The sequence below is a fragment of the Streptomyces sp. NPDC058880 genome, from assembly GCF_042742535.1.
Lineage (GTDB): Bacteria > Actinomycetota > Actinomycetes > Streptomycetales > Streptomycetaceae > Streptomyces.
The window spans coordinates 130569-152274 of the sequence record NZ_JBHYMC010000009.1 but is presented as its reverse complement, the minus strand read 5'-3'; the positions used below and the strand labels follow the sequence as shown (position 1 = coordinate 152274).

Genomic DNA, 21706 nt, shown 5'->3' with positions numbered 1-21706 from the left:
GTACCCACGGGGCCGGGCCGGGCCTCTTCACGCCCGCGCATACGGCCGGGGGCACGTCACCGTCGATCCGTTCGCCGGCGCGTGGTGGCCGACCGGGTGGCCGGGTGACCTGGTGAGCGGCAGGCGGCAGGCGGCGGTGTGCGGATGGCGGTTGTGCCGGCGTGGGCGGGCCGCGGACCGGGCGGGCGACGGGCCAGCGATGCCGCAGCCTCACCAGGGCTGCCCCGTACCGTGGCCGGACACACGAAAACGGTGTTGGTCCGAAGGGGCTTCGGACCAACACCGTTCCCGGGGCGGGCGCGGGGGAGAGAAGAGGGGAGCGCCCGCCCCGGGGGCGAAGGGGGGTGAACCGGCCGCGAGCGTCAGCGGCAGTTGCGCCCGCTGTTGATGCAGTTGACGGCCCTGTTCATCAGGCCGTTCGACATCACGTTGATGAAGTCTCCGTGGTCGGTCACCGGCTTGTGCAGCTGCTCAGGGAAGCTGTCCACGGCGATGCGGGAGCCCGGCTGCACCCGGTACACGATGCGCTGCACCAGCTGCGGGATGGCGGTGAAGCCCTTCTGGCAGCGGCCGTTGCGGTCCGCGAAGGCCACGTGCGTGCGGTGGTTGGCGCTGTCGGTGTTCCGGCCGTCCCAGCAGCTCTGGAACGAGAAGGTGCGCACCACGTCGCTGCCCTTGGGGCAGATCGGGTACTTGTCCTTCAGCTGGCGGTTCTCGAATCCGGTGCAGCTCCACGACGCGTTGGCGTTGGCAGTGCCGTTGGTGAAGGCCTTGGCGTCACCGGTGATGATCCGCAGGAACCGCGGCATGGCCTTGACCTGGCCCTGGGGGCTGCCCTTGAAGGTGATCGTGACCTGCTTGGGCTTCAGGATCGTGCCGACGTTGCCGTCCTGCCCGCCGCCGGGCGCCTGCGCGTCCCGCTCGGCCCTGCCGTCCCGCAGCCGCAGGACGGGCCAGTAGTAGGTGGACTGGTCGCCGTTGCCGCAGGTGGTGCCGGCCCGGGCGAGGCTGCCGTTCGTGGAGAAGGCGTCCGTGGACACGTTGCCCACGTAGTCGTGCATGTGGTGGGCGCCGTTGGACACACCGGGGGCGACGATCACGTTGTCGGGGTTGAAGTGGCCGTTCTCGTTGCGGCCGCAGTTCACGCTGAAGGAGCCCTTGGAGGCGCCGTTCTGCGCCCGGGGCGCGCGGACGTTGGGGCGGACCTTGGTGATGTTGACGAAGTCGCTCTTCGCCGGGGCGCCCTTCTTGCCGGCCGCGGACGACTTGGCGTCCGAGGCCAGCGCCGCCGCTCCGCCTCCGCCGTCCTCCTCGGCCGGCGCCTTCTTCATCTGGCAGGAGCTCAGCGAGGCGATCTCCTTCGGGGGGTCACCGGCCCGGTCGATCGCGTCGGACATGACCTTGATGGTCTGTTCCCGCTTCTGCTTCAACTCGCCGAGCAGGGCGTTGCCCTGTGCCTGGCCGGAGGCGAGCCGTCGGTAGGCGTCGGCCACCTGGTCGTCCAGCTTGGCCAGGTTCGTGTCGACCTCGGCCTTGGCCTGCTCGGGTACGGCCGTGAGCTTCTCGCCCACGTCGGGGCAGTCGATGGTGGTCGTCAACTGTGCCTTGCGGCTGCCGTCCTGGCCCGCGGAGGCGTTGCCGGCGACGACGGCGACCCCGCCGCCGCCCAGCACGAGCGCGGAGACCACTCCCACGATCTTGGTCGACAATCGGGCGCGCTTGTGGCTCTTTGGACTCATGCGATCACTTCACTTCGTCGGTGGGACATTGTCGGAGAGCCCGTCGAAGTCGACCAGACCGGTGTCCTCCAGGACCGTGATGTGGTCCAGGACCGTGGCGTTGGCGGACGTGGCGAGGGCTCGCACCATGGAGTTGCGGGTCTGGGCTCGGATCCCGGCCAGCAGGGAGAACACCTTTCCGTGCGCCCGGCGCAACAGCTGGGTGAACAGCCGTTCGTACTCCTCCCCCTTGGCGCGGTTCAGCTGGCCCAACCAGTCCTGCTGCTGCGCGGAGGGCTGGTTGGGAAGGTCGATGCCGAGGGCCTGGCCGACCTGGATGGCCTGCCGGTCCAGGTCGGTGTGGCCGTCGACGAGGTGGTCCCCGGCCGTACGGATAGCGGGCCGCGTCCCGCGTTGCTGGGCCTGCCGCCCGGCGGGCAGCTCCCACAGCCCGGCGAGACGGACCTTGCGGACGAAGTCGCGGTCTGCGGCGGTCAGCGGCCCGTATGCCGTGCTTACCGTTCCCAGGCCGTCGTCGGCATCGGCCGGAACCGCCGCTGTGGCGGCCGTCGCCCGGCTGCCGAACTTGTCCACGGGGACCAGCAGGGCGATCAGGGTGAGCGCGAGCGCGGTGATGACGACACCGCTGGCGATCGAGTACCGGGTGGCCATCGACCAGCCTCGGGTGTTTCTCCGCTGCACTGACAGCAAAGTGCCTCCTTGCTCCGTGGGGCCGGGAGGTGGCGGGGCAGGGAGGTTCCGCAAGCGTGGTGCGGTGCGACACCCGCATTCCCGGGGGTGTCACCGGACGGTAGTGCCCGGCGCCACACCCCTGCCGGAGGACATCACCATCGGATAAACACTCCGGCGACTCCCGGAAAGGCTGATATCTTGCCGCGCTCCGCCCCTGTGCCCTCCGATGCAGGCGCCGCACGGCAGACGGCCGTTGCCGCCACGCGGTCGTGCGGAGAGACACGCGGCCACCCGTACCCGCGCGGTGACCGGCTCGGCCCCGGCCGGGAACGGCGCGCCGCCGCCCCCGCCGGGCCCGTCCCGGATCAGGCGGCCGAAGCCGCGAGCACCGCGGCGTGCGTCCCGCTCGGGGTCCGCCGACCCTGCGCGGCCTGGGCCACCTGGTCCGGTGCGGCTGTGTGAGGGTCCGTCAGGAGCGCCAGGAGCGAGGTGCGCGCCCGGGCCACCCGAGAGCGGACCGTGCCGATCGGGCAGCCGACCGCCTCGGCCGCCTCCGCGTAGGGGAGCCCCAGCAACTGTGTGAGCACGAAGGCCTCCCGGCGCTCGGCCGGGATCGCGGCCAGCAGTTCCGCCAGCGCGATGCCGTCCTCGAAACCCGGCACGTCGTACGGCTGGGCCTGTTCGGCGGCTGTCTGCCAGTCGCAGCGGTCCGACAGTCTCGGCCGTGCGGCGGCGTGGCGCAGGCTGTCCACCACGGTCCGCCGGGCTATGGACAGCAACCAGGTACGGGCGGAGGAGCGGCCCTCGAAGCGGTGCAGGCCGGCCAGCGCCCGCAGGAACACGTCCTGCGTGAGGTCGTCGGCGGCCTGGGCATCCGCGCTCAGATAGGCGACGTAGCGCCAGACATCGCGGTGGAGGGCGCGCACGAATCGGTCCGTCTTCGCGGGGTCGCCGTCCCGGGCGGCGAGTGCCAGCCGGGTCACCTCGGCATCGGAGTCCTCGGTGTGCCGGGCGGAACGCGCGCCGGCGGTACGGGACGGGGAGGTCGTCAGGGCAGGAGTCATCGCCAAAGGTCCTTATGTGCAAGGGGAGTCCGGTGCCGCGTGAGCGGGCGGGACCGGTGAAGGGCACGGCCTGCCGCAGGGCATGGCCGAGGGCCCGAGGCGCGGCATCCACGCGTGCATGCGGTGCACGAGGCGTGTCAGTTGTGTCAGGTGCGTGCGAGGCGTGCGAGGCGTGAGCGAGAGCCGTCGCGAACGCGGTCGCGGATGCCGGGGCGGCTCGGGTGACCAGCTGTCAGAGGACAGCGGTCGCTGTCGGCGGACCCCTCGATGTGATGGCGTGCACGAGGAACAGCTGCCGCGGTGCGCGCGTACGGCGCGCCCGGCGCACCCGCGGGCGCGGCCGGTGCGCGACCGCGGCCGGGCGCAGCAGCAGACACAGCGGGGTCCGCAGCCGGGCGGCCACGGCGCGCACCACGCGGAAGAGGGCGCGTTCGCCGTGGGCCAGCCACAGGCCGCACAGTACGGCGGCCAGCAGGTGGGCGAGCAGCATCCCGGCCGGGGACATGAGCACCATCGGCACGGCCGAGGCCTGGTGCCCACCGCCCGCCATGTGCACGGCGGCCGGTGCGGACAGGGCGTCGACCGTCCCGTGCCCGGCGTGGTGCGCGTGAAGGGCCGCTCCCGCAGGCACGGTTGTGGCCGGTGCGGCCGCCAGACCGACGGACGGAGCCGAGGACCGGGGCAGCGTCTGCGGGAGGGGCTGGGCGAGGGACTGGGCCAGGGAGAACCCCGAGTGCAGCACCGCCTGGACGGCGACGGCGGCCCCCGTGACGGCGAGGATGCCGCGCTCACGGTCCGCGAGGGACCAGGCCGTCGTCGCCGCCCCCGTGAACCCGAGGCAGAACGCCCACCAGGGCACCGCCGTACCCGACATGAGCAGGTGACCGGTGGCCGCGAGCAGCACGCAGAGGGCTGCGAACATCGCAGCCCGTAGGGCGCGTAAACAGCGGACCGGCTCCATGGCGGGGCTCATCCTCGCACCGGCCTCCCGAGCCGCACACCGGGGTACGCACTTCCGGACAAGTTTCCGCGAGCCGACCGTGTCACAGCCGGGCCGCCCGCCTCGTGTGGTGCAGGGCACAGCGGAGAACGGGAACCGGCCCGCTGCTCCACCCGACTGCCTACCCGGTCGGCCATGCGGTTCAACGTCCGGGGAAGGGAGACTTTGTGGCGTCGGAGGGAGCGGCGACGGCATCGCCGGCGGAGCAGGACGGCACCGGGGGACGGCGGCTGACGGCGCTCCTGACCTGCGCCATGGCGTTCTCGATGCTGCAACTGTTCCTCCTCGGGGCGCTCGGTCCGCGCCTCGTGGCGGAACTGGGCCTCACCCCGGCCCTGTTGGGTCTGACCACCACCATCGGTTTCGGAACCGCCGCCGCGCTCTCCCCGGCGGGCGGCCGGATCGTGGACCGGATCGGGCCCCGGCGCTCACTCGTCGTGCTCCTCCTCCTGTCCGCCGCGGCGCTCGCCCTGATCGGCGCCGCCCCGGGTGCCGGCCTGCTGCTGGGCGCCGTCGCACTCGGGGGCGTACCGCAGGCGCTCGCCAACCCGGCCACCAACAAAGCCGTGCTGCGCGCCGTTCCGCCCGCCCGGAGGGGCGCCGTCACCGGCCTCAAGCAGTCCGGTGTGCAACTGGGCGCCTTTGCGGCGGGGGCTCCGCTGGCGGCCCTGGCAGGCGGCATCGGTTGGCGCGGCGCGGTCTGGACGGGCGCGGCGGCGGCGCTGCTCACCGGACTGTGGGCGCTGCGGGTCCTTCCCGCGGACCCTTCGCCGCCACCGGCCGGCCCGCGGCCTTCGTTCGCCCCGCGCGGGATGGTGGCCTGGCTGGCCGCCTTTTCGCTGTTCCTCGGTGCGGGAATCGCCTCCGTGAACACCTACCTCGCCCTCTTCGGCGCGCAACGCCTGGGCATGGGGCCGACGGCGGCGGGCGCCCTGGTCGCCGTACTGGGTGTGGCCGGCATCGCCGGCCGGGTGGGCTGGTCCAGGGCGGCCCGGACCGGCCGCGCCGAATGGCTCCCCGGCTGGCTCGCGTGCGGCGCGCTGGGCGCGGCCGCCCTGCTGGGGGCCGCACTCGTGGCGGGCCCGCTGGTGTGGGTCGGCGCCGTCGCCGTAGGGGTGTTCGCCGTCTCGGGCAACGCCGTCTCGATGGTGCTGGTCCTCCAGCGGGCCGCCCCCGGACGGGCCGGACAGGACTCCGCGCTGGTCGCGTCCGGCTTCTTCGCCGGATTCGCGCTGGGCCCGCCGCTGTTCGGGCTGCTCGCGCAGAACGGACGCTACGGACCGGGCTGGCTCCTGGTGGCGGCGGAGTTCGCGGCGGCCGCGGCCGTCGCGCTCCTCTGGGCGGTACGGGACCGGCGCGGAGGTGCGGTGTGAGCGCGCGGACCGGCCGGGCACTGGCGGCGGTCATGGAGCGGGTGGCGGTGACCGGGTCCGAGGTGGGGGTGCGCTTCCCGCTGTACGCGGATCCCGCCGACGGGCGGTGGACCACGACCGGCCGCGGCTCGTGGACCGGGGGCTTCTGGGCCGGACTGCTGTGGCTGAGGGCGCGGTACACCGGAGCCGGTCCCGACCGGCGGGCCGCCGCGGCCTGCACGGCCCGCCTCGAACCGTGGATCGGGGCCGACACCGCCACGCGGGGCCTCATCTTCTGGTACGGGACCGCTGCGGCCGGCGACGACGCGGAGGCCGCTGCCCTGCGCGACCGGGCGGCCGGTGCCTGCCGCTCGGCCTGTGACCCGGAACTCGGAATCCTGCCCTGGGGCAACGCCCTGGGCGGCCCCCGCCTGCTCGCCCGCGTGGACGCCGTACCCGGCACCGTGCCGCTCCTCGCCGGCGCCGGAGCGGACGGGGCGGCCGCGGCGGCGTCCCACCTCCAGCGGCACCTGGACCTCTGCCTCGGCAGGCCGGGCGACGGGGCACCGTGGTTCCGGCCCGCCCTGGGCTTCGACGCGGCCACCGGCCGGTGGCGGCCCTGTGCGGAGCCGTTGCCCGGCTGGAGCCGGGGCCCGGCCTGGCTGCTCCTGGCGGTCGCCGACGCCCTGCTCCGGCCGGCCGTCGCGCCGGCCGGCTCCGCCCAGTTGACCGATGCGGCCGCCCTGCTGGTCGAGCGCGGTGGGCTGCTGACCGGGTGCCCGGTTCCGCCGGCCGACTCCGACCGCCCGGACGGCCCCCTCGACACCTCGGCCGCAGCGATCACGGCGGTCGCCCTGCTGAAACTGTCCCGCACGCCGGGCCCTCGCGCGGACCAGTACGCCCTTCGCGCCGGGGAGATCCTCGACCACCTCACCCGGTCCCACCTCACCGGGGACGACGGCCCCCGCCCGGCCGGCATGCTGCTGGACGGCTGCTACGACGCAGCGCACCACCTCGCGGTCCGCCACGAACTCGTCTGGGGCGACTTCTTCCTGGCCCTCGCCCTGTCCGCCCTCCACGGCCTCGTGGACATCACCCAGGTCTGAGGACGCGCGGCCAGGAGGACCGTGATCCCCTGCACGGACCAGAAGCCCCCGGCCGGGCGGGCCGCGCCCGGAACCCCCGCCGCCGCGGTGTCCCAGCGACCGCTGCGCGCGGCCGGTCAAGCCCGGGTTACGGCCCCCGGGCCTGCCCGCCGTGGTACCTGATGGCCTGAGCCCCGTTCGCCGAGCCCGGTGGGCGGCCGGCCGAGCTCCTGCGCGGAACGCTGTGAGCCGGCGCTGACCGGCCGGGCGGGCTACCTCGGCGGCCCGTAGGTGCGCAGCACGCGGCGGGCCACCGAGGTGATGTGGAGTTCGTCCGGGCCGTCGAGGATGCGGGCGGCGCGGCCCGTGCGGAAGAGGGACGGGAGTGCCGTGTCCGGGCCGAGACCGGCGGCCCCGTGGATCTGGATGGCGGAGTCGGCAACCTGCTGGAGCATGCGCGCGGCGGCGACCTTGGCCAGCCCCACTTCCGTGCGCGCGTCCCGTCCGGCGGCGACGAGCGCCACCGCCTCCCGGACGAGGGGCCGGGTGGTGCGCAGGGCGAGCAAGGCGTCGAAGACGTGGGCCTGCACCAGCTGCTGGTCGGCGAGCGGCCCGCGGGATCCGCCGTGCGTGGCGGCCCGTTCGCACATCAGGTCGAAGGCCCGTTGGGCCTGGCCGAGCCAGCGCAGGCAGCGCAGCGTCCGGCCGAGCTGCAGCCGCTCGCCGGCGATGGCCAGGGCATCGCCGGGCTCCCCGAGGAGGTGGTCGGCCGGCACCCGCACCCCGTCGAGGGCGATCTCGTACTGACCCGGGGCGCCCAGCACGGGGAGTTCGCGCACCACGCGGAAGCCGGCGGAGCCGGTGGGCACGAGCAGCAGCGACAGCCCCTCGCGGTCTCCGGACACCCCGGACGTACGGGCCATCACCGTCACCAGGTCGGCGCCGGCCACGCCCGAGGTGAACCACTTGCGGCCGGTGACCAGCCAGCCGCCGTCCGGATGCCGTTCGGCGCGGGTGGCGGTCCGCGACGGGTCGGTGCCGGGCACCCCCGGCTCCGTCATGGCATAGCAGGTGCGCATCTCCCCGGAGACGAGCCGCGCCAGGTACGCCGCGCGCACCCCCGGCCGCCCGTACCGCGCCAGCATCGTCACGTCGAGCAGCGGGGCGGATCCCAGTGCCGCGGGGCCGTGGTCGCTGGCGCCCTCGGCCTCGGCCAGCCCGGCGTAGGCCGCGAAGGACAGCCCGCCGCCGCCCAGCCCGGCCGGGAGCGGCAGGGCCCACAGCCCCTCGGCCCGAGCCTCGGCGCGCAGTGCCGCCAGGGCCTCGGCGGCCCCGGGCCCGCCCCTGTCCAGCACGGGCTCCCGGGGGAACACCCGGTCCCGGACGAATCGGGCGACCGCTTCCACCGGCGCGTCTGCGCCCGGATCCCGTTCCGCCACTCCGGCGCCGTCCGTGCGGGGATCTTCCACTGTGTGCCTCCTCCTGTCCGGGAACTTCCCGTGCTGGTGCGGACTTCCGAAACGCTGCGCGAGCTGCCGCCAACTCGCGGGAACTCGCACGAACGGCCGACCGACTCCCTGTTCGTGGAACTGGTCGGGCGCCGATGCTCCCGGGTTCCCGCATCCCGCAAGACCCGGGCCCGCGGCCACCGCCGCAGCCAGGAGAGGAGAGGCATGGCGTCACCAGCAACCACGCAGACGGTCCGGCCGCTCGACGCACTGTGCTTCGACGCCTCGGGGCCGCCGCAGATCGCAAGTGTCGTCACTGATCACCTGCGGCTGCTCGGCGCGCGGACGGTCCGCCCCGGCCCGGCCGGTCACGGCGACGCGCCCGCCGCCGGCACCACGCTCACCGGTGGCGGCTTCGCGCCGGCGCACGCCACCGCCACCTGGGCGGACCCGGTGAGCGGGCTCGCCGACGAGGCCACGGTGCAGGCCGCCACCGGGATGATGGCCGTGCACGGGCGGCGTGACGGCACCCCACGCGGACTCGCCGTCGACTACGCCGCCACGGCCACCGCCGTCCTCACGGTGCAGGGCCTGCTCGCCGACCTCGTGGGCCAGGCCCGGGGCGGCCCCGCCGCCCAGGTCGCCACCAGCGCGGACCGGGCCGGACTGCTCGCCGTCTCCCAGTACCTCGCGGCGGCCGGCGCCGACGAGGGCGAGGCGGCCGACATCGCCCCCGGCGGACCGCCGTTCACCTCCGCCGACGGGATCCTCTTCGAACTGGAGACGCTCGACCCGGGTGCCTGGGCCGCCTTCTGGAAGGCTCTGGAGGCACCCGCGGACGCCTTCAGGACAGGCTGGCGACCCTTCCAGTTCCGCTACGCCACCGCCTGCGCCCCGCTGCCGGCGGCCCTCCACACCACCACGCGGTCCCACGGCTGGGACCGGATCCGCCGGGCCGCGGCCGCCTCCGGAGCGCAGGTGTGCGCACTGCGCTCCCTCGCGGACCGGGCCGCGGAGCACGACGGGGCCGCACCCTGGTTGCTGACCCCGACGAAGGGCGGGGCTGTGCCCGGCGGACCCGGCCGCGCGTCCGGCCCGGCAGCCGGCCGGCCCCTCGCGGGGCTCACCGTGCTGGAGGCGGGCCGCCGCATCCAGGCACCGCTCGCCGCGCACCTGCTCGGGCTGCTGGGCGCAGAGGTGATCCGCATCGAACCGCCGGGTGGCGACCCGCTGCGCGGCATGCCACCCACCTGCTCCGGGATCTCCGCCCGCTGGCTCGCGCTCAACCGCGGCAAACGGGCCGTCGAGATCGACATCAAAGCGGCGGCGGACCGCGGCCGGCTGCGGGACATGGCGGCGCACGCCGACGTCTTCCTGCACAACTGGGCGCCGGGCAAGGCCGCCTCCCTCGGCCTCGACGCCGACGACCTCGGGGCGGTCAACCCCGCGCTCGTCCACGCGTACACCAGCGGTTGGGCCGGTCGGCTCGACGACGCCCCCATGGGCACGGACTTCATGGTCCAGGCCCGTACGGGAGTCGGCGAGGCCGCCCGGCCCGAGGGCGAGGTCCCCGCGCCCTCGCTGATGACCCTCCTCGACGTCCTCGGCGGACTGCTGGGTGCCGAGGCGATCCTCGCCGGACTGCTGCTGCGCGAACGCACCGGCCGCGGCGTACGGGTCGAATCCTCCCTGCTCGGAGCAGCCGACACCCTCACCGGCCCGGCCCTGCGCCGGGCGGCCCGTGGCCAGAGCCCCCGGCGCCCGGCCGGCTTCCGCCACCCCCTGGCCACGGCCGACGGCTGGATCGCCCCCGCCGACGCCGACGCCCGCGCCGCGGCCCGCCACGACCTGCGTGACCTGCCCACGACGGAGGCTCTGTCCCGGCTGTACCGGAACGGCCTGACCGCGGCCGCCGTCACCACCGAACTGTCCGGCCTGCACCACGACCCGCGCTTCGCCGGCACCCTCACCCGCGACGCGCACGGCGCCCCCGCAGTCCCCGACCCCTGGAGCTTCGCATGACCGCCGACAGCCTCGTCCTGCGCGACCTGCTGCCCGCCGAACTCCGCCGTTCCTGGGTGGTCGACGGCACCTGCCCCGACCTGGACCTCTACAGCCTCTTCCGCGCCCGCCAGATCGCCGACCTGCACCGCACCGCCGTCATCGACGCCAAGGGCAAGCTGTGCTACACCGCCCTCGACCGCAAGGTCCGGTGCCTGGCCACCGGCCTGAGGGAGCTCGGGATCGGCCCGGGCGACGTGGTCGGCGTCCAACTGCCCGACGGGCGCGGCGCCGTCATCGCCGACCTGGCACTGGCCGCCCTCGGCGCGGTCTCGCTGCCCTTCCCCGTGGGCCGGGGAGTCCTGGAGGCGGAGTGCCTGCTGCGCCGTGCCGAGGCCGTCGCCGTCATCGCGGCGACCGAGCACCGCGGGCAGCGGCACGCGGCCGATCTGCGCACGCTTGCCGGGGCACTTCCGCGCCTGCGTCACGTGATCGCCGCCGGGCGACCGGACACCACACCCGAAGGAACGATTCCGCTGGCGGAGCTGCTGCGCCGCGACCCCGGCGGGTTCGTGCCGGCCCGTCCCGACCCCGAAGGCGCCGCGCGCATCCTGGTGTCCTCCGGTTCCGAGGCGGAACCCAAGATGATCGCGTACTCGCACAACGCGCTGGCCGGGGGCCGCGGCAACTTCCTGGCCTCCCTGATGCCCGACGGGACCCCGCCGCGCTGTCTCTTCCTGGTTCCGCTGGCCTCCGCCTTCGGCTCCAACGGCACCGCGGTCACCCTGGCCCGGCACGGCGGCACCCTGGTACTGCTCGACCACTTCAGCGCCGACGCCGCGCTGGCGGCCCTGCGCGAACACCGGCCGACGCACGTCCTCGGCGTACCCACCATGGTCCGCATGATGCTCGAACGGCTCGACGAGACAGGGGAGGAACCACCTTCCCCCACCGCCCTGGTCCTCGGCGGGGCGCCGCTGGACGGGACCACGGCGGCCGCCGCGGCGCGCGCCTTCGGCTGCTCCGTCGTCAACCTCTACGGTTCCGCGGACGGCGTGAACTGCCATACCGGGCTCGGCAGCGCGGTGCCGCCCACCGACGGTTCCGGCGTCGTCGCGGGCCACCCCGACCCCCGGGTCGCCGAGATCCGCATCGCCGATCCCGACACCCTTGAGCCCCTCCCCGACGGTTCCGTCGGGGAGATCGTCTCGCGCGGCCCGATGACCCCGCTGTGTTACGTCGGCGCCCCCGAGCTGGACGCCCGCTACCGCACGCCCGACGGCTGGGTCCGCACCGGGGACCTGGGCTACCTCGACAGCGAGAGCGTCCTGCACGTCGTCGGCCGTCTCAAGGACGTCGTCATCCGCGGCGGGGCCAACATCAGCCCGGCCGAGGTGGAACGCGAACTCACCGCGCACCCCCAGGTCCGCGACGTGGCCTGCGTCGGTGTACCCGACCCGCTGATGGGGGAGCGGCTCGCGGCCTGCGTCGTGGCCCGAGGGACCCAGGCCCCCACCCTCGCCTCCCTCGGCAAGCATCTGACGGGGCGCGGTCTGGAGCGGCGCAAGCACCCCGAGCAGCTCCTCGTCGTCGCGGAGCTGCCCCTGACGGCGGCCGGCAAACCGGACCGCGCGGCCCTGCGCAAGCGCCTGGCCGAGAGCCGGGCACTCGTGTAGACGGGCCGTGGTCCGCCCCGGACGGCATGATCGCCGCATGGAGCTCTGGCATCGGGAACCGGCACAGGACGCCGCACGCTGGGCCGCCCTGACGCGGCCCGGCGTGCGGCTCGCCGCCGAGGACTTCGCCGCCGAGAACGGTGAGGGGGACGCGGCCGAGCGAGCGACGGCGGCCCGGGCTGGGCGGGCCACCCCGACGACGCCGGACCGGCCACCCGCCGGCCCGGAGCCCTGGTGTGGCTGATCCGTCAGCAGGACCTGAAACGGGGCGATCTCGAAGCCGCCGTGCTCGTGCCCCGGTTCTGAGGCGGCCTTCCGGGAGGGCCGGTCCGGCGCACAGAGCCTCCGCCATCTTGAAATGGCAGGTTCAGGGGCTGGTGTGACGGTCCCTCGGGGAAGTCGGTGGGAGCCCGCGGGAAGGATCAGCCGCCGGTGATGGGCACGGGTGCCGCTGCCAACGGCCACCGCGGGCAGCCCGGTCATGCCCGTTCCCAGCCGCTCCGAGGGGCAGCGCTCCTGGTCACGGCCGGGCGGTGCAGCAGCGGGCAGGCAGGTGACCGATTGATCCGCTGCGGGCGCCCTGAGCGCCGCAGATCCTGTGTCCTCAGCTTGCCGTTTAACCTCATGGCCAGTTCGCGCCTACTGTAGGCGCGTGAATGACATCAACACCGAAACCCTTGGGTGGGACCTCATCGGCTGGGACAGCGACGAGCAAGCCGCACATGTCACTGGCCTCAACCGAGTTGAGATTCTGAGGATCAGGGACCTGTTCCCCGGCCGGGACGACGACTTCCTTGAGACTGCGGTCTACGAGGTGCCGCCCGCGCTGTACTCGGCGATGCGGAGTGCCATCCCGCGCTTGGAGTTCCGTGAGGGGCTGGAATACCAGATCGGTGGATTCCTCCTATCAGTCTGAGCTTGCCGACCGGCCCGTGCGTCGGGGCTTCGTGCCGACTTTGTGGTGTGCGGGTCGGGTGTAGGACTCGCCCGTCGCGAGGACGAGTCCGACGTCGTCATGCGGAACTGGTCGCCGGTTCTTCGAGCCGGGAGGGCGGCCGGGGCCGGGGCTGGTGGGTTTCGGTGCACGGGCTGGCGTGACCGTCTTCGCGTGCAGGTTCCTGAACCCCCGGCGGACTCGGGCGGGGGTGAGTCTGTTCGGTTCGGCCGGCCGCTCCCAGGGCCGGCGCAGGTCCCGCGTGAGCGGGCGGGCGAGGCGAAGTTGGGCGTTGATCCCGGAGTACAGGGCGCTGTGCCCGCGTCGGTGTTCCGGCGCGAGCGCCAGGTCCACGAGGGTCCGGACCGGTCCGTTGGTGCACAGCAGCGCGTCGCACAAGTCGAACAAGGCATCCGCCCGCGACGTCAGGCACTCATACAGTTCAGACCGGAACTCCGACAACTTCGACAACGCGTCTCGTTTGACGCTGTGCTCGACCAGTCCCACTCTCCCGGCCTCCGTACTACATCGACCCTGTGCACAGGATCGGAGCCCAGCCTCGCGCACGTCCGGTGAACGGGGGAAACTCCGAACAAGTTCGAGCCCAGTTCGACGCCGGTGGATAAACGACAAGGTCAGACGGGGCGGATGTGTGGAAGACGGAGGATCGGGCTGCGCCCGGCAGCGTGAAGACGCGCTGCTGAGTGGGTGAACGGCGCAGGTGGGGCCCGGCGCGGTACCGGAGTGCGGGAAGGATCTCGCGAGGGACGACCGGAGCCATTGCGCTCTGGGTACCGGGGGACCACTGAGGAAGAGGTAGTCGATGCTTGGTCATCAGCGTCCGTCGCGCTGCCGCAGGGCCGTACTGCTCGGCGGTGCCCTGGCCGCCGCTCTGGCACTTGCTCCCGTCACCGCCCATGCCGGCCCCCCGCCGTCCGCCGGTGGCGACGGTCTCGTCCCCGCCGTGCAGTCCTGGGGCACCAACGTCTCCGGGCAGCTCGGTGACGCCACTACCGCCGGCCGACAGAGTCCGATCACGGTCGCCGGGATCAGCAGCGTCACCGGCCTCGGCGCCGGCCCCGAGGCCAACCACGGGCTGGCCGTCCTGCCCAACCGCACCGTGAAGGCCTGGGGTCTCAACGACTTCGGGCAGCTCGGCGACGGCACCACCGTCAGCCACTCGACTCCCGGCACCGTCCCCGGCATCACCGCCGCCACCCAGGCCGCCGCCGGCGCCTTCCACAGCCTGGCGGTGCTGAAGGACGGCACCGTCAAGGCCTGGGGTCTCAACCTCTTCGGGCAACTCGGCGACGGCAGCACCACCAACAGCGCCACCCCCGTCACCGTGTCCGGCCTCACCGACGCGGTCGCGGTCGCCGCCGGCGGCTCGCACAGCCTGGCGGTACTGAAGGACGGCACCGTCAAAGCGTGGGGCTCCAACGCCGACGGGCAACTCGGCGACGGCAGCACCACCAACAGCGCCACCCCCGTCACCGTGTCCGGCCTGACGGGCGCGGTGGCTGTTGCCGCTGGTAGCTCGCACAGCCTGGCGGTGCTGAAGGACGGCACCGTCAAGGCCTGGGGCTTTAACCTCTTCGGGCAGCTCGGTGACGGCACTACCACCAACAGCACCACCCCCGTCACTGTGTCGGGCCTGACGGGCGCGGTGGCTGTTGCCGCCGGTAGCTCCCACAGCCTGGCACTTCTCAGGAACGGAACCGTCAAGGCCTGGGGAGCCAACAGCGACGGCCAGCTCGGAGACGGCACCACCACCGGCAGCACCACTGCGGTCTCCGTGTCCGGTCTGACAGGCGCAGTCGCCATCACCGCCGGCGGCCACCACAGCCTCACCGTCACGCGCGGCCCCTGGAAGCAGCGCCGGTGCACCGGCACCACCCTCTACACCTGGGGTGACAACAGCGACGGCCAGCTCGGAGACGGCACCACGACCGACCGCACCAGCCCGACTCCCATCGCCACCGGACTGACCACCATCACCCACCTCGCCGCCGGGCGGAACCACAGCCTCGCCGCCGGCGACCGCCCCGGCGGGCGTTGCCAGCACTGACCACACCACCCCCCACCTCACCTGCTCCAGTGCAGAGCCGAAGTCGGCGGGCTACGGCAGCCGTCCCCACCGGGTGGGGACGGCTGATCTGGATCTTCCGGCCCGGCCACCCGACGAACCTCGAAGTCAACCGCTGACGGATGATCTGCACCGAAGACTTCCGCCCACGACCAGCGTGAGCACCCGGACACCGGTCACACCACCCCTTTGACCAGCAACTTCAAGGTGTCGAATGCTAACGGCACGGCACGGCACGGCACGGCACGGCACCGCCCTGCCCGGCGGCGGGGGAGGGGCCCCTTGCACCCGGCCCCTCCCGCACCCCGTGGGGTCAGGGGGTGCTCATGGCCTTCTTCAGCTCCGCCGCCGCGTTGCGGTAGACCGGTATCAGGTCGAGGTCGTCCCCCGGGTAGTTGACGATCTCCACCTGCTTGGCGCCGGAGTCCGGCAGGACCGCTCCGGTCGTCATGTGCGCGTTGTCGAGCACCAGCGACGGCTTCTTCGCGGCGAGTTCGGCGAGTTGCGCCGGGGTCACCGCTTCCGGCCCGTACGTGCCCACTGTGGTGGCGCCCGCGAGCTTCGCCGACCAGGCGGTGAAGACCTGGGTCACGACGGACGGGCTGCCGCCGCCGGGCCAGGCCGCCCGGAGGTCCTGGTTCAGCTTCGCGTACTCGGCGTCGAAGCCGGTCTTCCACGCTGCGGCGGCGTCCGCCGTGCCGAACAGGCCGCCCAGACGGCCGACTTCGGCGGAGACCTTGGCGGGGTCGTTGTCGAGCTCCACCTCCACGAGCTTCGCCTTGGAGCCCGCCGCCTCCTTGATCTTCGCGGCGTACGGTTCGAAGGGGGCGTACAACACGAAGTCGGCCTTGGCCACGGCGGCGAGGTCCGAGGGCTTGGGATCGTAGTCAGGGGCGTGGTGCACGGACTGCGGCACGATGACCTTGATGTCCTCGGCGCCGGCGGCTTTGGCGAAGGCCCCCTCCCAGGTGGTCGTGACCACCACGGACGGCTTGCCGGTACGAGGCTGCTCCTGGCCCTCGCCGGACGTGGACGAGTCGTCGTTCCCGCAGCCGGCGGTCAGGAGGAGGGCCGCGCTCAGTGCGAGGACGGCAGGGATGCGGACGCGGGTGCGCGCCATGAGCTGATTCTCCGTTCGGGTATGAAATGCACCGCGAGGACCAGCGCCCCCGCGGTCAGGACGAGGACCGGGCCGGGCGGCCAGTCCAGCCACAGGGCCAGGAGGAACCCCGTCAGGTTCACCGTGACGCCGATGCCGACCGCCCACAGGGTGATCGACTTCAGCGAGCTGCCCAGGCGGCGCGCGGCGAGTGCGGGCAGCAGGGTCAGCGCGTCGACGAGCAGCGCGCCGGTGAGTTTGATGGCCCCGGCGACCGCGACGGCGACCAGGACCAGGAGTGCGGCCGTCAGGGCCCGCACCGGAACTCCGGAACACAGGGCGAGCTCGCGGTCGTACAGCAGCAGGCCGATCTCGCGCCGCCGCCACCAGAACAGGCCGGGCACGGCCGCGGCGAGGACACCGAGGACGACGAGGTCGGGCGTGCCGACCGACAGGATCGACCCCCACAGCAGGGCGAAGGCGCCGGAGGCGTTGACGCCCGACACGGCGAGCAGCAGCAGCGCCGCCGCGATGGCCAGGCTCATCAGCAGCCCCATCGCCCCCGAGAGGCCGTCGGGGGTGCGGGCGAGCGGGGCCACGCCCGCACCGGCCAGCGCGCACGCGACCAACGCGCACAGCATGGGGTCAAGCCCGGTGAGTAGGCCCACGGCGATGCCCAGCAGAGCCACGTGCATCATCGCGAACCGGACCGGCATGATGTCCAGGCCGACGATGACCACGCCGATGACCGGCAGTCCGACCGCCGCCAGCAGCAGGGCCGCCCCTGCTCTCTGCACGGGCAGCAGTTGGAGGAGTTCGCCGAGGTCGGCGGTGGCCAGGGTGGTCACCGGACCTCCCGGAGCCGGCCCGCTGCCATCTCCAGCACGCGGTCGCAGCGCTGCGCCAAGGTCCGGTCGTGCGTCACCACGATCAGTGTCACCGGCAGTGAGGTGAGGACGTCGGCGGCCTCCGCCTGCCCGTCGAAGTCAAGGGCGGCCGTCGGCTCGTCCGCAAGGAGCAGTTCGGCGCCCGCGGCCACACACCCGATCGCCCGGGCCAGGTACATGCGTTGCAGCTGTCCTCCGGACAGGGTGTGCAGAGGCCTGCCGGTCAGCGCGCCCACCCCGAGCCGGTCCGCGGCCTCGGCCGCTTCCGCCGGGGCGTTGCTGCCGGCCAGCAGTTCGGTGCCCAGCAGCGGGAAGCGTCCCGCTGCCGGCTTCTGGGGGATCCAGGCACAGGCCCGCCGCCGCCACGCCCACTCGGCGGGGGAGCGGCCCTCCCGACCGCCGACCAGGATCGAGCCGGACGTCTGGCGGTGCAGGCCGAGGACGGCACGCAGGAGGGTGGATTTGCCCGAGCCGTTGGTACCGGTCAGCGCCACGCGTTCACCGGCGGCGATCTCCAGGTCCACGTCGGCGACGGCCTCCACCCGGCCGTGCCGGCAGACGACTCCCCGCATGCGCACGTCCAGTCCGCCCATCACACGCCCTTCGATCGTCCTCGGCCGCGCGGGACGGCGCGGTCGCGCCTCCCACGTGCCAGTAGTCGGACGAGGGTCGTCCGGGGTTCCCGCCGAGCGGGACGGATTGCGCCCGGTCCCGCCGCGGAGCGGACGGCTCAGGCCGGTACCTCCTGGAGGTTCAGCTGCCAGGACACCCCGAAGCGGTCGTTCACCCAGCCGAAGCGGGCGCTGAAGCCGTACGAGCCCACGGGCATCAGCTCCTGACCCCGGTCGGCGAGGGCCGTGTAGAGCCGGTCCAGCTCGGCGGCGGACTCGCACTCCACGAAGAGCGAAACCGCCGGGGTGAAGCCGAACTCGTGCCTGACATGGCTGTCGATGCACATGAACCGCTGCCCGGCGAGCGCGAAGGTGGCGCGCAGCACGGTGCCCTCCTCGCCCGGGCCGTCGGCGCCGTAGCGGGTGAGGTCGATGACCTCGGAGCCGTCGAAGAGGGAGGTGTAGAAGGTCAGCGCCTCCTCCGCCCTGCCCTCGAACATCAGGAACGTGGTGATCTTCTGTGGTGCCGAGGCCATCGAGCCGGTCCTCCGGGTGAGGTGTGGGGGTGGGGGACGAGCGGTGACGAGATGAGGGAAGGAGGCGACTCTATGTCCTTCGTCAAGGCTTTCGTCGGGTTTGAGGTGATTCGGTCGTGCTGGGGTCGTGCGGCGAGCCCGATGCCCAGGGGGACGCGGCGTGCGGAGAAGGTGCCGTCGCGGAGCACGGCGAACGGGACGCGGATGCGTCGGCGGGTGCGGCGGAGGAGACACGGTGAGCGGCGGTGGGCCGCCGGCGTGCTCGCGCACCCACGTCCTACAGAGCGGGCACCGGGTCCGTCCCGCCGAACCGGGGACGTCCCACGGTATCCGTTGGCATCATGGCCCTGCCAGGAGGTCCCGACGGGGTGGGGTGGCGGCCCGGGTGAAGTTCGTCCGGCTCGCCGAGTTCCTCCGCCACAACGCCGTCAACCTGCGGGTGCGCCTGCACGATGAGGGCGCGATCCTGATGAAGTCCACGGCCGAGTTGCGCGGACTCCTCGAACGGAGCCAGTCCACCCAGGACCAGCTGCGCGCCAGCGCCGACGCGATCCGCGACATCGTCGGCGGCAGGATCCTCGACATCGAGAACGAACTGCAGCTCAAGTTCAGCGAGTTCCTGACCGGCATCAGCCGCGAGATCGCCGACTGGCATGTCACGAGCGGCCCCGGCCGGCTGACCCGGGCCGTACGGTCCTACACCAAGGGCGGCCGCGTCGCCGCCCAGCACGCGCTGATGGACGCGTACACCGTCCAGTTGCAGGAGCGCATGCAGGTGTTCTGCGCCGATGACCTCGACCGGCTCATCGAGCAGCGCCAGGCCGACCTGGTGCGCCAGCTCGAACCGCTGATCAGGGCGCACGCCAGCCTCCTCGACAAGCTCCGCGCCGAGCTCACCGGCACGCAGTCCGTACGCGACCAGGACCACCTGCTCTACACGCTGGCCATCGCGGCGGGCAAGGGCATCGGGCGCGACGCGCGCCGCCGCGGTGACGACGTACCGCTGCTGTTCCGGCCCAGGTCGCTCATGGCGATCGGTGCGGGAGGCGGCGCGGCCGTCGGAGCGCTGATGGCCTCGGGGGCGGTCATCTTCGGCAACGGCAAGCTCCAGTCACGTGCGGCGGAGGAGTGCTCCGACCACGTGAAGGACTCGGCGGCGCTGACCGCCCGCCAGTACGCCGACAGCCGTGCCGCGGACCTGCGTTCCGTGTGGGGCGGAATCAGCGAAACACTCCACCTCCAGCTCCAGGACCTCATCGGGATCGTCCAGCGCACCATCGAGGAGTCCCGGACGGACGAGCAGGCCAAGGCACGGACGCGGGACAAGCTCTACGCGTTCGAGCAGCGGATCACCGAGGTCGAGCAGCACATCGCGACCTTCCTGCAGCCGTTCGTCTCCGAGGGCGAACGCGAGTAGGCGTAGCCGGGAGGGGCGTCCGGGGGCCGAGGCCGGGGGCGGCACCCGGCCGTGCCATGGAGACGGCGGCCTACACCGGGTGTCCGTCGGCGTCCGTGTGGTCCTTCTGGGTGGAGAACTTGTTCAGGAACACGTCGTACCTGCCGTCGGGCCGGCGGGTCAGGGTCGCGCCGTCCTGCCAGACGCCGTTCTCGGGCCACCACTGGCTGCCGGCCGGGTCGCCCTGGTTCTGGTGGATGTTGTGCACGCCCAGGCCGGTGTCGAAGGGTTCCCCGAAGACCAGGACGGGCCGTCCGACGACGAGCATCGGCTCAAGGGCGAGCGCGGCCTGCAGATTGGTGCCCGAGGTCCAGGGCCGCGGGCACCCCAGCAGCCGTTCGAGGAGCTTCCGCACCCGCTCGGGCAGCCACGGGGGCAACGGCGGGCCGCCCCGCAACGCCGGATGCCGGATGTAGTCGAGGGCGCCGGACCCGGCCGTGGGGGCGAGGTCGTGGAACCCGGGCGCCAGCACGGCCACCGGGCCGAGCGCGGCGGCGTCCACCGTGAGCACTTTCCACTGCACGCCGGTCGCCGAGTCGTGGCTGTCCACGTCGACGGCGCACCTGTAGCGTCCGTCCGGCGCGTCCACCCGGAGATTGACGTGGAACCAGGCCCCTTCGGTGTCGGGGGTGTCCCGGAAGTACTCGTGCAGGGTGCCGGACAGCACCCCGTAGCGCGCGAAGGGCATGTTCCCCAGTGAAGCACCCGGGGCGCCGCGGCGGGCGCGGCGACGCGCGCCCCCGGCAGGGGTCGGCCCGGCCCGGTCCGGACGGGCGAGGGCTGGCGACGGCAACCCGTCGCGCGGGCGGGGCCGTTGCACCGCCCGCTCCCGCGCGGCCTCCGCCGCCCGCAGGGAGCAGGGTCAGCGGCGGGCCGGGAGCATGTCGTAGGTGACCCACATGGTGCGCGCGGCCACCTGGTCGTACTTGGCCCGTGCCCGGTGGTTGTCGTCCGCGGTGATCCAGCGGACCACGCTCCAGCCGCGCGCGGCGGCGAGCTCGCGCAGCGCGCCGAGCAGCAGGTCGGCGGCGCCCGAACCGCGGTGCTCCGGTGCCACGAACAGGTCGTCGAGGAAGCAGCCGACCGTCGCCGACAGGGGCCGGGCGAACGGACGGTAGTGGGCCAGGCCGAGGAGGCGTCCCGCGCCGTCCTCCGCCACCAGCGCGCCGACCTCGTGTTCGGGGTCGTTCACCCACGCCCACACCGTGGCGGCCGCCTCATCGGTCTGCTCGACCGCGTAGAAGTCGGCGTAACCGCGGTACAGGACACGCCACTGCGCGAAGTCCCCGGGCTGTGCGGCGCGCACGGTGATGTCGGTCATGGGCTGGACTCCGGTGTTCGAAGGGGGCCGGGACGGGGCGGACCGCTCGGATTCCGCACGGTGCGGACCATCGATCATGCTGGAGTCCTGCCGGGCGGGCACGCTGCCGCGGTGTCCAAACGGGGACGGCCGCAGCGCCATCGTGGACGGTGGCACCGGGGCGCGCCGGCCCTGCCCGACGGCCGCCGGGTCAGCCTTCCGGCGTGCTGATGTCGACGAGCCAGGTGATGCCGAAGCGGTCCGTGCACATGCCGAAGACGTCGCCCCACATCTGCCGCTCCAGCGGCACCGAGACCGTGCCGCTGCCGGAGAGCGCGCCCCAGTAGCCGCGCAGCTCGGCGTCGTCGTCCCCGCTGACGCTCACCGAGATGTTGTTGCCCGGATCGTGCCGGGTGCCGGGCGGGTTGTCGGCGCCCATGAGCGTGAAGCCGCCGGCGGTCTCCAGCATGCCGTGCATGATCCGGTCGGCGGCATCGCCGGCCTCCTCGCCGCCGAAGTCGCCGTAGGTGTTGAGCGCCAGGGTGCCGCCGAAGACCTCCTTGTAGAACTCCATCGCCTGCCGGGCGTCGCCGTCGAAGTTGAGGTACGGGTTGAGGCGAGAAGGCATGGAGAGGTTCCCTTCCTGATGGTCTGCCGGCCCCTCACGTTAGGGGAGTCGGGCAGATCGCGCCGGACGGCCGTCGTGGATTCGGCGACGGCCCGTCACCAAGCTGTGAAGCTCCGGCGGGATGCTGGTGCC

21 protein-coding genes are annotated in these 21706 nt (G+C 73.4%); 8 read left to right on the top strand and 13 right to left on the bottom strand.

The window, feature by feature from the left end:
- Positions 1-362: 362 nt before the first annotated feature.
- The 4 genes from ACFW2G_RS08245 to ACFW2G_RS08230 all read right to left on the bottom strand — a co-directional run bounded on the left by ACFW2G_RS08245 (position 363) and on the right by ACFW2G_RS08230 (position 4397).
- A complete protein-coding gene (locus tag ACFW2G_RS08245; RefSeq protein WP_384445301.1) occupies positions 363-1739 on the bottom strand; it encodes a DUF1996 domain-containing protein in 1377 nt (458 codons plus the stop codon).
- Positions 1740-1748: 9 nt separating this feature from the next.
- Entirely contained in the window at positions 1749-2420 is a 672-nt protein-coding gene (locus ACFW2G_RS08240) for a DUF4142 domain-containing protein (RefSeq protein ID WP_370466456.1), read from the bottom strand.
- 356 nt (positions 2421-2776) lie between these two features.
- Complete coding sequence (locus ACFW2G_RS08235; protein ID WP_384582458.1) at positions 2777-3475, bottom strand: sigma-70 family RNA polymerase sigma factor; 699 nt, start codon at positions 3473-3475, stop codon at positions 2777-2779.
- Positions 3476-3707: 232 nt separating this feature from the next.
- Positions 3708-4397, bottom strand: a complete 690-nt coding sequence (locus ACFW2G_RS08230) for a hypothetical protein (protein WP_384445297.1) — start codon at positions 4395-4397, stop codon at positions 3708-3710.
- Between the two features lie 332 nt (positions 4398-4729).
- On the opposite strand from ACFW2G_RS08230, the gene ACFW2G_RS08225 reads away from it, so the two are divergent.
- Both ACFW2G_RS08225 and ACFW2G_RS08220 read left to right on the top strand, forming a co-directional pair.
- Complete coding sequence (locus tag ACFW2G_RS08225; RefSeq protein WP_384582464.1) at positions 4730-5848, top strand: MFS transporter; 1119 nt, start codon at positions 4730-4732, stop codon at positions 5846-5848.
- On the top strand, positions 5845-6933 hold the full coding sequence (locus ACFW2G_RS08220; protein ID WP_384582456.1) for a sugar ABC transporter permease: 1089 nt from the start codon (positions 5845-5847) through the stop codon (positions 6931-6933). The genes ACFW2G_RS08225 and ACFW2G_RS08220 overlap by 4 nt, the downstream gene beginning before the upstream one ends.
- A 251-nt stretch (positions 6934-7184) precedes the next feature.
- Here the strand turns inward: ACFW2G_RS08220 and ACFW2G_RS08215 are convergent, their stop codons facing one another.
- A complete protein-coding gene (locus tag ACFW2G_RS08215) occupies positions 7185-8351 on the bottom strand; it encodes an acyl-CoA dehydrogenase family protein (RefSeq protein WP_384445370.1) in 1167 nt (388 codons plus the stop codon).
- Between the two features lie 234 nt (positions 8352-8585).
- Here ACFW2G_RS08215 and ACFW2G_RS08210 point away from each other — a divergent pair, with 234 nt between their 5' ends.
- The 4 genes from ACFW2G_RS08210 to ACFW2G_RS08195 all read left to right on the top strand — a co-directional run bounded on the left by ACFW2G_RS08210 (position 8586) and on the right by ACFW2G_RS08195 (position 12953).
- Complete coding sequence (locus tag ACFW2G_RS08210) at positions 8586-10382, top strand: CoA transferase (RefSeq protein ID WP_384582454.1); 1797 nt, start codon at positions 8586-8588, stop codon at positions 10380-10382.
- Entirely contained in the window at positions 10379-12037 is a 1659-nt protein-coding gene (locus ACFW2G_RS08205; RefSeq protein WP_384445291.1) for an AMP-binding protein, read from the top strand. Before ACFW2G_RS08210 ends, ACFW2G_RS08205 begins: the two co-directional genes overlap by 4 nt.
- Positions 12038-12074: 37 nt before the next feature.
- Entirely contained in the window at positions 12075-12281 is a 207-nt protein-coding gene (locus ACFW2G_RS08200; protein ID WP_384445289.1) for a hypothetical protein, read from the top strand.
- 408 nt (positions 12282-12689) lie between these two features.
- Positions 12690-12953, top strand: coding sequence for a hypothetical protein (locus ACFW2G_RS08195; RefSeq protein WP_384445287.1), 264 nt, complete (start codon positions 12690-12692; stop codon positions 12951-12953).
- Here ACFW2G_RS08195 and ACFW2G_RS08190 read toward each other — a convergent pair.
- Complete coding sequence (locus tag ACFW2G_RS08190; RefSeq protein WP_384582452.1) at positions 12945-13478, bottom strand: transposase; 534 nt, start codon at positions 13476-13478, stop codon at positions 12945-12947. The two genes, ACFW2G_RS08195 and ACFW2G_RS08190, sit on opposite strands and share 9 nt — an antisense overlap.
- Before the next feature lie 316 nt (positions 13479-13794).
- Between ACFW2G_RS08190 and ACFW2G_RS08185 the strand changes: the two genes are divergently transcribed.
- Positions 13795-15039, top strand: a complete 1245-nt coding sequence (locus ACFW2G_RS08185; RefSeq protein WP_384582450.1) for an RCC1 domain-containing protein — start codon at positions 13795-13797, stop codon at positions 15037-15039.
- Between the two features lie 331 nt (positions 15040-15370).
- On the opposite strand, the gene ACFW2G_RS08180 is transcribed toward ACFW2G_RS08185, so the two are convergent.
- The 4 genes from ACFW2G_RS08180 to ACFW2G_RS08165 all read right to left on the bottom strand — a co-directional run bounded on the left by ACFW2G_RS08180 (position 15371) and on the right by ACFW2G_RS08165 (position 18190).
- Positions 15371-16177, bottom strand: coding sequence for a metal ABC transporter solute-binding protein, Zn/Mn family (locus ACFW2G_RS08180; RefSeq protein WP_384582448.1), 807 nt, complete (start codon positions 16175-16177; stop codon positions 15371-15373).
- A complete protein-coding gene (locus ACFW2G_RS08175; RefSeq protein WP_037916375.1) occupies positions 16135-17004 on the bottom strand; it encodes a metal ABC transporter permease in 870 nt (289 codons plus the stop codon). The genes ACFW2G_RS08180 and ACFW2G_RS08175 overlap by 43 nt, the downstream gene beginning before the upstream one ends.
- The gene (locus ACFW2G_RS08170) at positions 17001-17636 is read right to left on the bottom strand and encodes a metal ABC transporter ATP-binding protein (protein WP_037916378.1); all 636 of its coding nucleotides are present in this window, start codon (positions 17634-17636) and stop codon (positions 17001-17003) included. The genes ACFW2G_RS08175 and ACFW2G_RS08170 overlap by 4 nt, the downstream gene beginning before the upstream one ends.
- 137 nt (positions 17637-17773) lie before the next feature.
- The gene (locus ACFW2G_RS08165) at positions 17774-18190 is read right to left on the bottom strand and encodes a VOC family protein (protein ID WP_037916381.1); all 417 of its coding nucleotides are present in this window, start codon (positions 18188-18190) and stop codon (positions 17774-17776) included.
- A gap of 385 nt (positions 18191-18575) precedes the next feature.
- Between ACFW2G_RS08165 and ACFW2G_RS08160 the strand changes: the two genes are divergently transcribed.
- A complete protein-coding gene (locus ACFW2G_RS08160) occupies positions 18576-19607 on the top strand; it encodes a hypothetical protein (RefSeq protein ID WP_384582446.1) in 1032 nt (343 codons plus the stop codon).
- Between the two features lie 70 nt (positions 19608-19677).
- On the opposite strand, the gene ACFW2G_RS08155 is transcribed toward ACFW2G_RS08160, so the two are convergent.
- The 3 genes from ACFW2G_RS08155 to ACFW2G_RS08145 form a co-directional block, all read right to left on the bottom strand.
- The gene (locus tag ACFW2G_RS08155; RefSeq protein ID WP_037916387.1) at positions 19678-20334 is read right to left on the bottom strand and encodes a DUF2278 family protein; all 657 of its coding nucleotides are present in this window, start codon (positions 20332-20334) and stop codon (positions 19678-19680) included.
- Positions 20335-20508: 174 nt separating this feature from the next.
- Positions 20509-20967 (bottom strand): GNAT family N-acetyltransferase, encoded by a 459-nt coding sequence (locus ACFW2G_RS08150; RefSeq protein WP_384445273.1) that lies wholly within the window; start codon positions 20965-20967, stop codon positions 20509-20511.
- A gap of 190 nt (positions 20968-21157) precedes the next feature.
- Complete coding sequence (locus tag ACFW2G_RS08145; protein ID WP_384445271.1) at positions 21158-21574, bottom strand: VOC family protein; 417 nt, start codon at positions 21572-21574, stop codon at positions 21158-21160.
- Positions 21575-21706: the final 132 nt, after the last annotated feature.

Coding starts and splice junctions, on each gene's coding strand:
- ACFW2G_RS08200 (WP_384445289.1), top strand. CDS start 12,075: ATGGAGCTCTGGCATCGGGAACCGGCACAGGACGCCGCACGCTGGGCC.
- ACFW2G_RS08165 (WP_037916381.1), bottom strand. CDS start 18,190: ATGGCCTCGGCACCACAGAAGATCACCACGTTCCTGATGTTCGAGGGC.
- ACFW2G_RS08205 (WP_384445291.1), top strand. CDS start 10,379: ATGACCGCCGACAGCCTCGTCCTGCGCGACCTGCTGCCCGCCGAACTC.
- ACFW2G_RS08180 (WP_384582448.1), bottom strand. CDS start 16,177: ATGGCGCGCACCCGCGTCCGCATCCCTGCCGTCCTCGCACTGAGCGCG.
- ACFW2G_RS08170 (WP_037916378.1), bottom strand. CDS start 17,636: ATGGGCGGACTGGACGTGCGCATGCGGGGAGTCGTCTGCCGGCACGGC.
- ACFW2G_RS08245 (WP_384445301.1), bottom strand. CDS start 1,739: ATGAGTCCAAAGAGCCACAAGCGCGCCCGATTGTCGACCAAGATCGTG.
- ACFW2G_RS08230 (WP_384445297.1), bottom strand. CDS start 4,397: ATGTTCGCAGCCCTCTGCGTGCTGCTCGCGGCCACCGGTCACCTGCTC.
- ACFW2G_RS08145 (WP_384445271.1), bottom strand. CDS start 21,574: ATGCCTTCTCGCCTCAACCCGTACCTCAACTTCGACGGCGACGCCCGG.
- ACFW2G_RS08210 (WP_384582454.1), top strand. CDS start 8,586: ATGGCGTCACCAGCAACCACGCAGACGGTCCGGCCGCTCGACGCACTG.
- ACFW2G_RS08155 (WP_037916387.1), bottom strand. CDS start 20,334: ATGCCCTTCGCGCGCTACGGGGTGCTGTCCGGCACCCTGCACGAGTAC.
- ACFW2G_RS08235 (WP_384582458.1), bottom strand. CDS start 3,475: ATGACTCCTGCCCTGACGACCTCCCCGTCCCGTACCGCCGGCGCGCGT.
- ACFW2G_RS08225 (WP_384582464.1), top strand. CDS start 4,730: ATGGCGTTCTCGATGCTGCAACTGTTCCTCCTCGGGGCGCTCGGTCCG.
- ACFW2G_RS08185 (WP_384582450.1), top strand. CDS start 13,795: ATGCTTGGTCATCAGCGTCCGTCGCGCTGCCGCAGGGCCGTACTGCTC.
- ACFW2G_RS08150 (WP_384445273.1), bottom strand. CDS start 20,967: ATGACCGACATCACCGTGCGCGCCGCACAGCCCGGGGACTTCGCGCAG.